This window comes from Elusimicrobium sp., assembly GCA_015062115.1.
In the GTDB taxonomy this organism is placed as follows: domain Bacteria; phylum Elusimicrobiota; class Elusimicrobia; order Elusimicrobiales; family Elusimicrobiaceae; genus Avelusimicrobium.
This window is the reverse complement of record SUVG01000002.1, coordinates 181,308-197,449: the sequence shown is the minus strand read 5'-3', so window position 1 is coordinate 197,449 and position 16,142 is coordinate 181,308. Positions and strand designations below refer to the sequence as shown.

Annotated in this window: 13 protein-coding genes; 5 read left to right on the top strand and 8 right to left on the bottom strand. The window is 46.9% G+C overall.

Going from position 1 to position 16,142, the window contains the following annotated elements; translation table 11 throughout:
• Positions 1–42: 42 nt before the first annotated feature.
• Positions 43–1,956: an N-acetylmuramoyl-L-alanine amidase gene (locus tag E7027_02170; GenBank protein MBE6420938.1), complete on the bottom strand. Its 1,914-nt coding sequence runs from the start codon at positions 1,954–1,956 to the stop codon at positions 43–45.
• Between the two features lie 25 nt (positions 1,957–1,981).
• On the opposite strand from E7027_02170, the gene E7027_02165 reads away from it, so the two are divergent.
• Genes E7027_02165 through E7027_02150 form a run of 4 tightly spaced genes read left to right on the top strand, consistent with a single transcriptional unit; the run spans position 1,982 to position 5,250 of the window.
• Positions 1,982–2,731 (top strand): Nif3-like dinuclear metal center hexameric protein, encoded by a 750-nt coding sequence (locus E7027_02165; GenBank protein MBE6420937.1) that lies wholly within the window; start codon positions 1,982–1,984, stop codon positions 2,729–2,731.
• A 23-nt stretch (positions 2,732–2,754) separates the two neighbouring features.
• Positions 2,755–3,984, top strand: coding sequence for a M20 family metallo-hydrolase (locus E7027_02160; GenBank protein MBE6420936.1), 1,230 nt, complete (start codon positions 2,755–2,757; stop codon positions 3,982–3,984).
• An 8-nt stretch (positions 3,985–3,992) separates the two neighbouring features.
• Positions 3,993–4,409: a prepilin-type N-terminal cleavage/methylation domain-containing protein gene (locus tag E7027_02155; GenBank protein ID MBE6420935.1), complete on the top strand. Its 417-nt coding sequence runs from the start codon at positions 3,993–3,995 to the stop codon at positions 4,407–4,409.
• Between the two features lie 58 nt (positions 4,410–4,467).
• Positions 4,468–5,250 (top strand): prepilin peptidase, encoded by a 783-nt coding sequence (locus E7027_02150; GenBank protein ID MBE6420934.1) that lies wholly within the window; start codon positions 4,468–4,470, stop codon positions 5,248–5,250.
• Positions 5,251–5,309: 59 nt separating this feature from the next.
• On the opposite strand, the gene E7027_02145 is transcribed toward E7027_02150, so the two are convergent.
• The 7 genes from E7027_02145 to E7027_02115 form a co-directional block, all read right to left on the bottom strand.
• The gene (locus E7027_02145) at positions 5,310–5,951 is read right to left on the bottom strand and encodes a porin family protein (protein ID MBE6420933.1); all 642 of its coding nucleotides are present in this window, start codon (positions 5,949–5,951) and stop codon (positions 5,310–5,312) included.
• A gap of 361 nt (positions 5,952–6,312) precedes the next feature.
• Positions 6,313–7,611, bottom strand: a complete 1,299-nt coding sequence (locus E7027_02140; GenBank protein MBE6420932.1) for a hypothetical protein — start codon at positions 7,609–7,611, stop codon at positions 6,313–6,315.
• The gene (locus E7027_02135; GenBank protein ID MBE6420931.1) at positions 7,593–8,537 is read right to left on the bottom strand and encodes an aldo/keto reductase; all 945 of its coding nucleotides are present in this window, start codon (positions 8,535–8,537) and stop codon (positions 7,593–7,595) included. Before E7027_02135 ends, E7027_02140 begins: the two co-directional genes overlap by 19 nt.
• A 3-nt stretch (positions 8,538–8,540) precedes the next feature.
• On the bottom strand, positions 8,541–8,906 hold the full coding sequence (locus tag E7027_02130) for a CoA-binding protein (protein ID MBE6420930.1): 366 nt from the start codon (positions 8,904–8,906) through the stop codon (positions 8,541–8,543).
• Position 8,907: 1 nt separating this feature from the next.
• Positions 8,908–9,201: a YbaB/EbfC family nucleoid-associated protein gene (locus tag E7027_02125; GenBank protein MBE6420929.1), complete on the bottom strand. Its 294-nt coding sequence runs from the start codon at positions 9,199–9,201 to the stop codon at positions 8,908–8,910.
• Positions 9,202–9,239: 38 nt separating this feature from the next.
• On the bottom strand, positions 9,240–12,584 hold the full coding sequence (locus tag E7027_02120; protein MBE6420928.1) for a hypothetical protein: 3,345 nt from the start codon (positions 12,582–12,584) through the stop codon (positions 9,240–9,242).
• Positions 12,575–15,715, bottom strand: a complete 3,141-nt coding sequence (locus E7027_02115; GenBank protein ID MBE6420927.1) for a hypothetical protein — start codon at positions 15,713–15,715, stop codon at positions 12,575–12,577. The genes E7027_02120 and E7027_02115 overlap by 10 nt, the downstream gene beginning before the upstream one ends.
• Between E7027_02115 and E7027_02110 the strand changes: the two genes are divergently transcribed.
• Complete coding sequence (locus tag E7027_02110) at positions 15,686–16,141, top strand: hypothetical protein (protein MBE6420926.1); 456 nt, start codon at positions 15,686–15,688, stop codon at positions 16,139–16,141. The two genes, E7027_02115 and E7027_02110, sit on opposite strands and share 30 nt — an antisense overlap.
• The last annotated feature ends 1 nt before the right edge of the window (position 16,142 follow it).

The following is a 16,142-nucleotide window of genomic DNA, read 5'->3' as shown; positions in this document are numbered from 1 at the left end:
TTACTGATTCCTTGCAAACAGATATCACATTTTATTAAAAAATTATTTCCCTTTGGCCGGGCGCAAATAAGTTTTGCGTGCCGGTTTTTTTCGTGTTTTACGCTTGCGGTTTTCTGTCAAAACCGGCTCGGGAGTAACCCCGTAAAATTTTAATATCCCTTCGTAAACGGCCCGCACAAACGGAGCGCGCCCTTCGCGCGTTTTGGCCATTTCTTCCTGTTCCGGCAAAATCAGGTAGGCATTTTCTACCAAAATACTGGGCATCTGCGGAATCCGCGGAATAAACAAAACATCGTTGGCAATCAGGCCGTTATCCGGTATGGACACCAAACGGGTGAACGATTCATAGACAGATTTTGCCAATTCAAAACTGTGAGGATAATTGTAATAAATCGAATAACCGCGCGGTTTAGAAAGCGGGTTAATGGTTTCGGGCAGGGCATTATAATGCAGGCTGACGAAAAGGTGTGCCTTCTCCTGCAAGGCCATTTTATAGCGTTCTTGAAGCGATTTACGGTTCTTTCCTTCCCGCGTCATAAGTACGGTAGCGCCGTGTTTTTCCAAAAGAGGTTTTAAGTCTTCGGCGAGGGCCAAGTTGGCTTCGTATTCCATATAACCGGTCGGGCCGATAGCCCCGTCATAAGGGATAGTTCGGCGGGGACTGTGCCCGGCATCTATCAAAATACGGGCGCCTTTTAACGGTTTGTTTTTCGTCGGGGTAATTTCGGGACGGTGTATAATATCCAACACAAAATCATTTCCTTCAAAATCATACGAATGCCCCCACGGTTGAACCCCTTTCTTAAAATAAATCTTAAAAAGCACCGTGTTTCGCTGCGGTTGAGACCACACCACCTGTTCCACCAAAAGGCCGGTGCCGTCAAAATTAAAATTTTCATCAAAATTTTCCGTATAGTAAAAAGCAACTTCCATACGATCGGTAAACTCGTGAATTTGCACCACCACCGGTCGACGGCCGCCAAAACGCAAGCGGGTTTTTTCCGCGTCCGTCGTCATATCCAATCCACTCAAACGATTAAGCCCGGGCCAAGCGGAAATGGTTTTCAGTTTATCTTCTTCCAGCCAAGCCGATTCTTCTTTGTTCAAAAAGAGACGGTACTGATTGTTCATACGGCCCGTTACGCGCACCTCCCCATAAGCCCGGTAAAAAGGAAACAGGTTTTCTTTTTCCGTGGGAATTTTACGCAATTTTACCCCCGGAGTTTTGACTTGGGCATAAGTAAAAGGCTCTTTGAAAGAGCGGACTTTTAATTTTTTGGAAGCGGTAATTTTGGCTTTTGTATTTTGCGGCCCGTTTTTTAAGTGATAAACGATTTTAGCCGTTTTCGGTTTTTGATCGGGAGAAATCGTAAATTTAGCCCGGTACAAGCCCGGCATAAAAGAAACTTCTTGTAGCGGGATATTTTTTCCGTTTTTAAGCCCGCTGAGCGTAGCCGTCACTTCGGCTCCCGGCGTGGCGCGCGCGTAGAGCCCCACGGTATCACCCGGCAACAGTTCGGTAGGGGCTTGCGGGAAGAGTTCGTCCGGGTCAAAGGCGGCCCGGCCCGACAAATCTTTCCATTTCACTCCCGGCACCCGCACATGGCGTAACGCACGGGCGGTTTCCTGCCCGTTAGTAGCGGTTAACAGGAAGGCATTTTCGCCATTTTCCACCGGCAGAAATGCCAAAAAGGCTCCGTTCGGGTGGACGGGAACAGATACGCCGTTAATATCCAAAGACACTTTGCCGGGTAAATTGATTTTCCCGAACAGGAAAATGTTTTTTGCGCCGCGGGAAACGGTCATTTTTTCGTAAGGAAACTGCACCGTAATGGGTGCCTCGGCGGAAGTTTTGTTTTCTTGCGCGGGCAGGTAGGGCGCAACCGGGATTTCTTCCGCCTGAGCGCAAAAAGAAAATAAAATCATAAAAATCGGTAAAAAAAGTATTCTTTTCATTGTAATAAAATGATAACATAAATCTATGGTGAATTGTGAAGATGTTCTGCACTTTTTAGATACTTACTTAAACAGTGCCCAAATACCGGATGCAAGCCGCAACGGCCTGCAGGTAGAAGGGACGCCGCGCGTCGGCAAAATTGTGTTTGGCGTGTCGGCTTCGTTGCAACTCTTTCACAAAGCCAAAGCGGCGGGAGCGGATATGATTATCGTGCACCACGGTCTTTTGTGGGGGCAGGAACAACCGCTTACCGGGCTTTTTAAGGAACGGGTGGCGTTTCTGTTAAAAAATGATATCAACTTGGTTGCTTATCATTTGCCGTTGGATAAACACTCCGTAATAGGGCATAATGCCTGTTTGATGCGTGCCGTAAACGCGCAACGGGTACAACCCTTTGGCGTGTACCACGGGGAAACGATTGGCTTTTCGGGCGTGGTAAATGCCCCGTTAGACCAGTTAGTAACCACCCTGGAAAACTACTGCCAAACCAAAGCGCAAGTGTTCGCTTACGGGCCGAAAGAAATCGGCTCCTTGGCGGTGGTAAGCGGCGGGGCACACAGCCTTTTGCCGCAGGCTATCAGCCAAAAAATGGATTTGTATGTTACCGGCGTAGTGGACGAACCCGTCCAAGAGTGGTGCCGGGAAGGACACATCAACTGTGTGGCCTTGGGGCATTATAATTCCGAAAAAGCAGGCATCAAAGCCCTCATGGAACTGGTAGCCAAACGGTTTGAGGTTCAAACCGAATTTATAGATGTAGCCAACCCCATTTAATCGGGCTTGGCTGAGGATATTTTATGGAAAAAACTTTATTTAAGAAAATCGATTCTTATAAGCAAGATGTCATTGATTTGCAAAGCAATATGATTCCGCTGGAAGCCCTGTCCCCCCAAGAAGGCGGTAAAGGCGAAGGGGCCAAAGCCGCTTACTTACTTTCCGTTTTGAAACAAATGAAATTTGACGAAATTTCCGTCATCAATATCAAAGACCCCCAAGCCGAAGGCGGCGTACGCCCCAACATTATTGCCCGCTACTACGGCCAAAACCGTAAAAAAACCCTTTGGATCATGGCCCACATGGATGTGGTGCCTCCGGGGGACTTATCCCTCTGGAAAACGGATCCTTTCAAAGCCGTTGTGAAAGGGGATAAAATTTACGGGCGCGGTTCGGAAGACAATCACCAAGGGTTGGTATCGGGTTTATTGGCCGCCAAAGCCCTTATGGACTGCGGTGTCCGCCCCGCGTGCGATTATGCCCTTTTGCTCAACGCCGATGAAGAAATGGGCAGCCTGTACGGGGTTGTAGCCATTTTGAAAAAACACCCCAAAACTTTCGGTAAAGACGATGTATTCTTGGTGCCCGACGGCGGAAACCCGGACGGAACCATGGTGGAAGTGGCCGAAAAAAATATGTTGTGGCTTAAATTTACCGTGCAAGGCAAACAAGCGCACGCTTCCATGCCTTATGCCGGCAACAACGCCAACCGTGCGGCCGCTTACTTGATTGTAGCCTTTGACCAATTAGCCAAAAAATTCAATAAAAAAGACAAACTTTTCGCTCCGGCCGTTGCCAGCACGTTCGAACCGACCAAACGCGAAGCCAATGTTCCCAATGTAAACACGATTCCGGGAACCGATGTTTTCTATTTAGATTGCCGCGTACTTCCCTGCTACTCCAACAAAGAAGTATTGGCGGAAATCACCAAAATTACCAAGAAAATCGAAAAACAATTCAAAGTAACGGTTAAAATGGATATTGCTATTAACGAAGCCTCTAAACCGACGGATCACAAAGCGGCTTTTGTAAAATTAACACGCGATTCCATCAAAGCCATTTACAAAAACGAACCGCGTATCATGGGTGTGGGCGGCGGAACGGTGGGTTCCTTCCTGCGTAATGCCGATTACCCGGCTGTGGTATGTTCCAAACTCGATGATATGGCCCACCAACCCAACGAATACTCCAGCATCAAAAATACGCTGGGCGATGCTAAAGTATTTGTGCGCGTGGCATTAAACTTGAAATAGAGGTGCGTATGAAAAAAGGCTTTACGGTCATGGAAATTGCTATTACGGTAGTAGTATTTGCACTACTGTTTGGTTTTACCGTGCCGAAATTTATGGCACTCGTACACAAAGCCCAAGAGGGCAGTACCAAACATAAATTGGTAAAAGTACGCAGCGCCATTGCCGCATACTATGGGGAACATCAAGGTAACTACCCTACTGATGACCTCTCCAGCCTTATCCCGCAATACATCGAAAAAATCCCGCAAGCCACCGTGCCCGGGTATCCGCCTTCGGCTCATGTTTCTCACGGAAATTTTGAGCAGGCTTTTACCAAAACAGGGGGCTGGGCTTATATCAGCGATCCGGCAGACCCGCGCTACGGCGATTTTTTCGTAAATGTAGAAAAGGACGACAGTTACGGCAAAGCCTGGCACACGCATTAACCTTTTTCCCCCGGGCCCAAAAGCACCGGGGGATTTTTATATTTAACGGAGTTTTTATATGGAAACCTTTACACTTGTTTTTGCCACTATTTTCGGCTTGATTGTGGGCAGTTTTCTAAATGTCTGTATCTACCGTATCCCACGAGAAAAATCTATCGTGTGGCCACCTTCGGGCTGCCCCAAATGCGGGGCACGCATCGCCTGGTACGACAATATCCCTGTTCTTAGTTATCTGTTTTTACTCGGCAAATGCCGCAAATGCAAAAACCCCATTTCCATGCAATACCCGGTTGTGGAACTTTTAACGGGCGCGCTTACTTTATTGTGCGTATGGCACTTGGGGCTTACACTGTGGACTTTTGTTGTGCTGGCAGCCGTGTATGCGTTAATTACCCTTTCCATTATCGACTTAGAACTCATGATTATCCCCGACCGCTTTTCCTTGGGGCTTATTGTATGGGGCCTTGCGTTTGCCTGGTGTAACCCCAATTTTGAAGGTATCTGGTGGCAACGGGAGTTGTTATCCCTGTTAGGGGCCACCGTGGGTTTACTTGGCGTGTTGGGAATTGCCCTTTTAGGTACTTGGATGTTCAAAAAAGAAGCCATGGGCGGAGGCGATGTAAAACTGATGGCAGGCGTGGGGGCCTTAATCGGTTGGGAAGGGGTTATTACAACCGTTATATTGGGCTCGCTGTTTGGGCTTATCTATGCCATTTTCCTTATGATTTTCAAAGGGAAAAACAAGTCCGACGCTATCCCCTTCGGGCCGTTTTTAAGTTTAGGAGCATTGATTAACTTGCTGTATTTAATCAAACCTTCTATGTTGGTTATTGAGTTATAAATTTTTCTGTAAAATAAAACCGCCGCAGAAAATCTGCGGCGGTTTTTTAATGGATAGACTTAGAATTTATAACCCAAGCGAGCAGCTACTTGGAAATGAATAAGATTAGTGTTTTTATCTAATAAATCTACTTTTGCTCTCGTACCACTAAACCTTGCTTCCAAACCGAAAATAAGGTTATCTGTCATATCTCCTTCAAAACCAAAACCGGCATGCCAAGCAACTCCTACTTTAGAACTTTTATCATGAAGACTCCCCATTCCCTCTATTGAATAGTTAATATCTATATCACTAAAACCAATACCAACCCCCAAGGGGATATACACGCGTCCAGAAGATTCTATAGGAGATAAATAGAATTTCCCAGCCAACATTAAATTCCAAATATCCACATTACAGTCTACAGTTTCCAAATAACTTTGAGATTGAATATAAATTCTTTGGGAATTATTAACACTCGCAAAATTATTTCCGTTCAATTCCACCCCCAATCCCACAAAAGGAGATACCATTTTCATAACTTGCCCTCCATAAGAAAGAGCAACATTATCCCCCCAATCATATCCTTCTACGGTGTTAGTTGCATTTCCAATCCCCAAAGAAAAAGAAAGCACTGTATCTCCTACATTTAGTCCACTTTGAGCAGAAGCAAAAACACTTCCAAACAGCAATAAACCAACCATCACAACTATTTTTTTCATTTTTTTCTCCTTGTATAAATGGCCCAAGGTATAACAGATAAAATAAAAACGGCTGTTATATTTGAGCCATGAACACTAACCCAAATGATAACAGCCGTGGTCTCCCGCCATATAAAATATGGCAGGAAACACTCGACACAATACACCCAAGGGATCAGCTCGGGTATATTGTGCCTAAAACGACTGTTTTTGGAGTGTTCATGTGCCATTGGTATCCCAACAGCGCACCGCATTCTTCATGCGGTTCCAAAAACAGTAAAAATTGTATGTAAGCCACGTTTAAGGCTTAGGCAAGAATCAAACTCCTTACAACAAATATAATTTATTATAAAAATTTTTCCGCGTTTTGGCTACTTTTCCGTTACCAAAAATCTTTGGCAACCTGCGGGTCTTCCATGCATAAATACACATGCGTTTTGGGAAAGGTTTTACGCAGTAGCGGCATCATAAACGAATACACTTCCCGCCGTTCTTCGTCCCCGTAGCGCATTTTACCGTCAAAATCTAATAAAAATTCCCCGTCCAGTATAAAGTTTTGCGGAAAACGGTTTTCTATCATTTTCTTTAGTTCGCGGCTAAAGCGCAAGGTTCCCACACTTATCCAAGCGATTTTTTCAATCGGCAAAGTGTCGGCCATTTCTTGTACGGTGCGGGCATATTCCTCTTTCCAACCGGGGTAAATAACCACCGGGTCAAAATGAAAGCCCAAGCGATACCCGGCCTTGGCCGTTTGGCAAGCCGCCGCCAAGCGCTCGGTTAAACCCGGGGTAAAATGTTCGGCCTCGTTGGTAATACGCGCCGAATTGACCGACCACGAAGTAACCACATTTTCAGCCCCGCCCGCTTCCAAAAGTCCGCCGATATTTACGCTTTTTGTTTTGAATTCAAACTGCAAGTGTGGGCGCGCACGGAAAAACGGAACGATTTTTTGGGAATACTGCGTTAAATCGTCAAACACCAAAGAATCGGTAAACTCTCCGCTGCCGATGCGCGGGCGGTCAAACGGCCCCTTGTTAAAATGGGCATCATCTATTTTTTGCAAAAATTCGTCCACATTGGCGGGAAGCAAAACAGCGTGTAAATTTTGGTACTGTTGCAAAAAGCAATACTCGCACTCAAAACGGCAACCAAAACCCAGATTTATCAAGTTATACCCGCAACCCGCCGAACCGCAACTGCACGGGCAGGGTTTTAGAAAGTCGTATTTTTCTTTGTGGATAAGCAAGGTGTCGGTACGGCGGGAAAAATTGGCACTGCCCACTTGGGTTTTGCCGTCCGTTTCCTTAAATTCCGCCAACGGAAAGGCTTTTTTTACGCGGTCGGCCAGTTCGCTATCCTTTACGGAATTTTCTATGTAAACGGTTTTAGGGTAAAAAGGACGCGCAGATAAATCTGCCTGCAAGGCAGGGTCCAACTCCAACTTAGGCAAATAAAACCGATTTTTGGCCGCCGTCTTAAAATTCACCGGATAGCGACGCTTGAGTAAGGTTTTTTTAACAGATTCAAAAGTTAAATTTTTGTCGGGTTGTAAAATTTCTTGCGGGGTGGTACCTTCGCGCTTGCAAATTTCAAACAGCAGGCGGGAAATTTCCCTCAGTTTGTTTACTCCCAGCGCAGGCAACACCTGCTGAACATATTGTTCTACTTGATGCACGAGCATACACGCCCCTCCAAATATGCTATTTCCTGCGGGGAAAGTGGAACCTCCGCCCCTTTGGTATTTTGTGAAATTTGTTCTTCCGTACGGGCCCCCACCAGCGCGCTCGTCACGGTTGGGCTCGTTAATGCCCAGCCTACCGCCACTTCCGCGGGAGATACCCCTTTCTGCTCCGCCATATTTTTGATACGCGCCACCACCTGTTGCGCCGCCTCAAAAGAAGCCCCCCGATAAGACTTGTAAAAATAATTGCGCGCATCGGCTCGGCGGAAATTCGGCTCTTTTTTATATTTTCCGCTTAAAATTCCCCCGCACAAAGTTCCGTAACCGACAAACCCTATCCCCTTTTCGCGGCAAACGGAAAAGACTTCATTTCCTTTCTGTGGGTGCAACAGGGAATATTCATTTTGTACACAGGCAATGGGGGTGATTTCCGCGGCTTCTTTTAACAGTTCCGCCGAAAAATTGCATACGCCTATATGACGAATTTTTCCTTCTTCTTTTAAGCGAAGCAGTGTTTCCAACGCATCGGTCAAAGAAACTTTCGGGTCGGGGTAGTGAATTTGGTACAGGTCAATATAGTCCGTTCGCAAGCGTGTGAGCGAATTTTCCAATTGCGTGCGAACGGCTTTGGGGGATAAATCGTGGTCTGTCCACGAGCCGTTTTTAACAAGCCCGCATTTGGTAGCAAGCAGGGCTTTTCCCCGTTTACTGCGTAAAACCTTGCCTAAAAAAGACTCGCTTTCGCCGTCCCCATACACCGGGGCGGTATCTATCCAGTTGACGCCTTGTTCCAAGGCCGCTTCTACCGAACGGGCAGCGGTTTTTTCGTCCAAATCCCCCCAATCGTACCCGCCGCCAAAAGGCCAACCGCCCAGGCCGACGGCGGAAATATGTAAATCCGTTTGACCTAAGCGGTTGTATTTCATAAATTACCAAAACCCGTTATCCACCATAAAACACCCGTTTACAGGGCGCATACCGGCTTCTTTGGTAGCATTATAAGCGGTGGGATCTTCCGTTCCCGGTTGAAACCAAATTTCTTTTACCCCCCCGTTTTCACACTGTTCCACCGCATTTAGTAGTGCTTTTTGAGGAATCACAAAAATTGCCACCTCCACGGGAACAGGAACTTCTTTTAGGGAAGGATAGATTTTTTTACCGAACACCTCCCCCCCTTTGGGGTTAACGGCATAGACGGAAAACCCCTTTTCCAAGAGGGTAGAAAAAATTTTGTACCCGTATTTGGACGAATCTTGCGATACCCCGAATACGGCTATGTTTTTATCCTCGTACATATTAGGCTTGGGGCATGCCGAAGTTGCCCATGGCTTGCGCGGCCATACCTTGGCTGTCGCGCACGGCTTTGTTGATAACGGCTTTCAAATCGTCCGCCAATTCCGCTTCGGAAAAATTCTTGGCAAGCGCATCTACTTTTACTTCTTTCACTTCTTGCGAGCCGGAAATGGTCAGTTCGAACACATGGCGGGGGCTTTCCACTTTAATAACCATGTTGTCCAAGCGTTTTTTGATTTCTTCCATCTGGTTTTTAAGTTTCCACAAATCTTTTAATTGACCGAGTTTATCAAACATAGTATTTCTCCTAAAAATTGTTTTTAATATTTTATCTTTTATAAGTCCAACGCCGCAAATGTGCGCAAAAGAACCACCGAACAAATCACTTTTTGTTTCGGGAACAACTTTTGCACCGCTTGGGAATAGACGGCAAGTTGCGGACGGTATTTTTCCAAAATTTTTCCTTCCCCGCCGGGGTGCACACGATCGGTTTTGTAGTCCAGCGCCCACACCGTTCCGTCCGCTTTTTTGAGGAGCAAATCAATCACCCCCGAAGTAACTATGCCTTCTTGCGCGAACGAAAAGGGCATTTCACAGGCTAATACTTCACAGGAGGAAATCTGTTTGAAAAGAGGACTTTTGCTGAACGGTACAATAATTCCGGCGGCGGCCTCTTCGTGTTGCGCAAATGCCGTGGAAGCGGCCGCTTGCTTGACGGCGGTGGCCGCGTCCGTTTCTTTACGGCTGACAAGCAGTTCCAACGCGCGGTGGCACACCGTTCCTACTTCCGCACCGATGCGTTGTTCTTCACTTAAAAGCGCAAGCCCCGCCAGTTCGCTGGGAGCTAAATTTTTCTCCCCCGCCATTTGTTCGTATTTGGCTTTACGGGCAGAAAAAGCCGTTTTCCACGCGGGCACATCGTGTTCAAAAGGCACTTCGCGTTCCTGCGAAGAAGTACGGAAAATAAACTCATCCGTCTCTTGGTATGGCATCAAACTAACGGGGACGGTAAGTTCCAACTGTTTCAATTCTTTTTGCTCGCTATCCCCACTCGGGAAAAGACCGCACCGCCTAAAAGCCTGTGCCAATTGCGAGGTGTTTTTGCGGTTATCCGCCACCAACACCATATGCTCCTTGGCACGGGTTAAGCCTACATAAAGTACGCGAATTTCTTCGCAACGGCTATGCTTTTTCTGTTCTTCTTCCAAAAAAAGCAAATTGGCGTCTGCTATTTTCCCGACGCGAAGCCCGTGCATATTGTATTGCCAAGAAAAAATATGATCATCTTTTGCAGAATTTCCGCTGTCTTTTTTGGACAAATCTGCCAAAATGACCACCGGAAACTGCAACCCTTTTGATTTGTGAACCGTCATGACGGATACGGCGTCCAGTGCATCGTCCGAGGTGGGAGCGCCCAACATCTCCGGGTGGTTTTTCATCAAATCTTCTACTTTTGCCAAAAATTGCCCCAACCCGGCGGCACTTTCTCCGCAAAAACCTTCTGCCAATAATACCAGGCGGTTGAGGTTGGCTAAAGTTTGTTCTCCGTCATAAGCCGCCGCACAAGATTCCGGCAGGAACACGGTAGTAAGCACTTGCACCAAAAATTCCTGCAAACTCACCCGACCCAATAAATCAATTAAATGACGAAGGGTAACATAAAATTCCGCAAGGCGCGGGTCTTGAGGGGTAACGGAAAGATTCAGTTCACCCCGATTGGCAATTTGGTAAATTTCTTCGTCAGTAAAACCGCCGAACGGACTTCTTAACACGCCCGTCAGTGCAACCGAATCGTCCGGGTCGCACACCACGCGCAACAAACTTAGAAAATCGTGAATTTCCTGTTTGCGGTAGAAATCTTTGTCCGCCTCCACATTAAACGGGATACCGTGCCGGCGCAAAGCATCTGTATAAGGGCCCGAAGTGGTGGTAGCACGAGAAAGAATTGTAATATCGCGGTAGGAAAGCGGGGAGCCGTCCGCCAATTTCATGTGGCCGACATGGGCCTTAATCCATTGGGCAATCTGTTCTCCTTGATTATAACGGAACAAATCTACTTTGTCTTTTTCCGAACCTCTTTCTTTCTCGGGCAAAGCAACAAACACCCACTCCACCGCCGATTTCCCGGCCGGTTTGGTGGGGAAAATGGGCACATAGGCCGGTTGGAAAGTGGGCTCTTGCACCATGGCTTTCGAACAAACACTGTTAGCGGTGGAAACGATATCGGGAACACTACGGAAGTTGCACTGGAGAAAACATTTCTTTCCGCCTTGTTGCAAAATTAAATCGGTAAACAGTTCATAGGCTGTAATATCGGCTCCGCGGAAACGATAGATAGATTGTTTAGGGTCTCCCACCACAATCAATTTCCCGGGCGCGAGTTTTACCTCCGGCCAATATGCTGCCGCCGAAGATTTTTCTTCCGCTAAAAACAAGAGGAGTTCGCCTTGCACCGGATCTGTGTCCTGGAATTCGTCCACAAACAATACATCAAATTTCTCTTTTAATTGGCGGCGCACATAAAAATCGCGTTGCAGTAAATTGCGAGTTTTAACGATTAAGTCGTCAAAACTTAAAATGCCTTCCTTGGCAAATTCCGCGCGCACGGTAGCAGCTAAATCTTTTACCAGTTCCCACGCGGTTAAAAAGAGTTGTTGATTTTCGGGCGTGATTTTTTCGGCAAACGCAACAAGGGCTTTGGCTTCTTCATGCGCCTCTTTGTCCCACCCGGCAACGGGACTATCCGGGAAGGAGGGTTTTGCATCTTCCACCGGGGGAAGAATCACCCGTTCACGCAAAAATTTAACGGTACGCAACAGTGATTTTCCTGCCCAAATAAGGCTCTTTTCGCTTCGGCGTTTTTCTTTTCCTTCCGGCAAGTAGGCGGTGCTCCATTCCACGGCACGAGCAGCCTTTGCTTCACAAACGGCAGCCACTTCTTCGGCATGGGCCCAATAGTCGTAATGATCTATTTTCCCGCTACATAATTGACGGGCAAATTTTTTCAAATCGGTTAAGGAAACTTCGGGCAGAAGGATTTTCCACTTATCGGGGCGAGGCGCATTTTCGCCCAGTTCTTTATCCAAAAAAGTATTCCAGTATGCATCAAACAAACGCTCGCTTTTTTGGCCGGAATCAATTTCCGCATTGGGGGTTAAGCCCGCTTCCAACGGAAATGCCTTCAAAATATCGGCACAAAAGCCGTGAATCGTGCCGATAGAACTTCTGTCCAAACGGGCCAAAGCCGTCTCCGCGCGGGAAATCCATAAATCTTCCAATTTTTCTTGGCGCTTTTCAAGCGGCTCGCGGGCGACTTCGGGGGCATCGTCCATAAAGTGCGCGCGCAACAAGTCCAGGGTTTTGTCCGATTCTTTTACGGCTTTTGTTTCTTCTTGGGTTAACGGCTCATCAGCCTCTTGCTTTTGGCGGGCCGAGCGTTGAAGTTTAATGGTTTCTACCAATTTTTGTAATTTGAAAATAAAACGGGTTTTAATTTCGGCGGCGGCTTTTTCGGTAAAAGTAAGGGCCACCAGTTTTTCCACTGCTACCGCATGCACCAACACCGCCAAGCACAAGCGGTCTATAAGCAGGGTGGTTTTCCCCGTGCCGGCACCGGCCTCAACCACCATGTTTATATTAAGTTCGGTTTGAACTTCCAAACGGTTTTCCTTCATTTCCATGCTTGGCAAATCTCCTTTATTTTTTTATGCCCGTCGCTTTTGCGCGCACGCATGAGCGGGCGGAAGGCGTCCCGGCGGCAAATAGAAGCAAACGGGCAATAGTCGCACACTTTTTTATGCTCGTTATTTAAGAAAAAATTTCCTTCTTTAATCAGGTTCACCAAGGCCGTGAGTAATTTTTCCGCTTGGGGACGCATATCTTCCCAACGGCTAAAAGGCAAGTCCTGCCGGGAAAAACCGTCTTTGATGGATAACAACCCCGACCCGGCCGGCTTAAGAGAAACAAATTCTTCCATGTGTTGCGCGGCCCACACATATAGGAAAGGTTGAAAAATAAGTTTATTAAAAAAGTCGTTCGCTAAATCTTTCGTGCCTTTTTTGGAAGATTTATAATCCATTACCAAAAAAGTTTTGCTCTTTTCGTCCACATCTACCCGATCGATTACTCCGTTGATTTTGAAAGGAAGTTCTTCGGGAGCGAAAACACAAAATTCTTTTTCAAAATAGGAAGGGATATAAGGGCCCTGAGTGAACAAATCATCTGCAATAAATGCGCGCAATTGGGCACAGATTTCTTCTAAAATTACCTGCCACACCACCGGGTAGAGCCCAAATTCTTTGTACGAGCAAAGCGTGTAACTCGATGAAACGGCCCGTTCCAAGTAAGTTTCCGCCCCGGAGAAAAGGGTGTTGTTGGTAATTCCCAAGCGTAAAAGTTCGGTGTAGAAATTTTGCAAAATTTTGTGGTACACCGTTCCTCGGTAATTGGGGGCCAATTCTTGGCGGCTTAGCGGGTCTTCTTCCCGCAAGTGAAGGCCTTTTTCAAAAAAGTATTTCAGCGGACAGGCCGCCAAAGACTGCAACGCCGTACAAGAAAAACCTTTCTTTTTGTTAATCCGCTCCAGAAAATCTTCTCCGCTTGAAATCTGCCCGTCATACGCAGTAAGGTTACCCGTACGGTTGAGGGCCAACGCACAAGCAAGCGAGCGCTTTTTTGCTTCGGTCAATAAACCTGCCTGCAGGTATTTTTCTTCGGCGGTCTGCGGATGCAAAGACAAAGAATAAGAAAGCTCCGCTTCCGTTAAAAAACCGGAAGGAAAGCTTGCTATTCTTTCCGCCAAACGGCCACTGATACGCGGGGCTTGTTTATTTTGCCAGTCGATACAACAAACACGGGCCAGTTCCGCTAAAAACACGGAAGGAACCATATTCTTTCCGTCTTCCGTTCCGCGAGCGTAAAGCGCATACAGTTTTTGCGAAGCGGTGGTAACGGCACTGAAAAAGAGGAGTCGTTCTTCGTCAAATCGTTCTACTTTTTGGTTTATCCAATACCCCAATCCGTCGCGCAAAATATAGCGGTAGTAATCGCGCAAAACAGGGTCTTCTGGGACGGACATGGGAAATGATTTTTCATTGAGTCCCAATAGGAATACCACTTTATAACGCAAACCGCGCCCGCGGACGGCATCTGTAAAAGTAACCCCGCCGCGCACCGATTCGGCTTCATTAAAAGAAAGTGAAAGAAGCGCATCTGTTAGTTCCGGTAAAAACTCTCCCTCGCGGCAGTCGGGGCGCATCACCGCATATCTTTGCAAAGAAGAAATTTTTTCGCACACGGTGCGGAAAATATCCGTTTCCCGGGGAGTAAGGTTTTGCTCGGCTACATTATCTTTTAGAAAACTGACCGCCGCCGCGGAGGCATCCGTCCATGAACGGGCTTTATTTAAATCTTCCAATCCCTTTTTACAGTTTTCCAACCAGGTCATCAATTCCGGGTCGTAATGTTGCGTTTGGGGGAGCAAATCTTTCCATTGGGTAAAATCGCGGCTGACAAGCGATTTGTTAATCAATTTGCGCCAATTTTTTTTGTACGCGTATTTGAAATAGGGAGAAGAAACAACCGACAACACATCATTTCGTTCCCACCCGCGCGCAAGAAGTGAAAATAAATTGAAACAGAATATCCCTAAAGAAAGATGCCGTAACGAATAAGAGAAAGACGCATCTAACGGAATAAAATTTTGCTTAAATGCACGGCGAATTTCGTCCTGATATGGTGCCGTATTGCGCGCAAGTACCGCAATGTCGGAAAAGTGGTATCCTTCTTTTTCCACCAAACGCAAAATTTCTTTGGCTACAAAAAATAGTTCGCCGCGAGCGTCCGGTGCTGACCAGACTTCCACCCCCGCGCATGATTCCCCCGCACGGGCTTCAAACAAACTTTTCCCGGACGCACCCAAAACACCGAAATCGTCTTGATCTACATTTTGGGCGGTTTTGGAAATTCCTAACCAATTACTCCTAAAAAACTTTTCGGCAAAACGATAGGCGGCATGGTCTTTGTAAGGAGCAAACACGGCCGGAGAATATACGGAACAAATGTGTTTGAAAAATTCCTGTTGCCGCCCCGGCATATCATAGAAACCATAAAAAACGATTTGCTTAAATTCGCGCAAAAAAGGTGAATTTTCCACCTGTCCCAAAGCACGCTCAAACATTTGCTGATACGGACGGAAACCGGGCACTTTGGCTTCGCATTCTTGGTAACGGCGATAAACTTTTGCCAACCAGCAAAGGCGTTCTTTCTCTTCGGGGAGGGTTTCCGCGGGCAAAGTTTGCAGGTATTCCTCCCACACTTCTACATCTACTTGGGCATCAGCCAAGTCGCGCAGGGAAGCTTTCAAAGCCTGCACAAAACCGCGCGAGACGGGATAACGGTTCAAACCGGGCTCCGCTAAAATTTCTTTGATTAAAAAATCGCGCAGGTTATCTTGCGGGAACTCGGGCAAAGCCGCGCCCATTTCGCTATCTAACTGGCGAAGAAGCGAAGACGGTGTGGCAAAATGTAAATTGGCCACGGCACCGTATTCTTTTGCCAATTCGGCAGACAGGCGCTTGGATAGAAAACTAGAAGAACAAACAATCAGCCACTTCTCGAGCGGACTTTGGCGGCGCGTGCGGACAAAACGAAGGAAAGATTTTTCCAAGGACGGATAATGCGCGTAAAACAGTTCCATAAATACCTGATAAAAATAGTAAAATAAAGTGGCTTTCTTTATTATTACATTTTTAAGAGCGAAAACAAAAGACGCCAACCGTTTATGACGAAAACCCTTATTATCGTACGCCATGCACACGCGTTGCCGGGGTATGTGGCCCGGGTAAATACCGACGCCGAACGCCCTTTGTCCGAGGAAGGTTTTGCCAAGGCACGCCAAACAGCCGGGCAACTTCTTTCGCGCCGGCTGCAACCCGGCCTGATTTTGACCAGTCCCCTGTTGCGCGCCCGACAAACGGCAGAAGTTCTGGCACAAACGCTCGGATTTCCTCTGCAAACGGCTGCGGAATTAAACGGTATGCACGAAGAACAAGATGTTTTTGAGTTTCTGTGGGAAAATTTGCAAACCCGCGATACGGTAATTGCGGTGGGGCATAACCCCAATGTATCTTATTTAACCCATTTATTGGCAAAACAAGTCCGTCCGTTTTCCCCCGGATCTTTTGCCGTGTTTTCTTTTACGGATAAAACCCCGAACCTCGTATATTTTGGAGAATAAA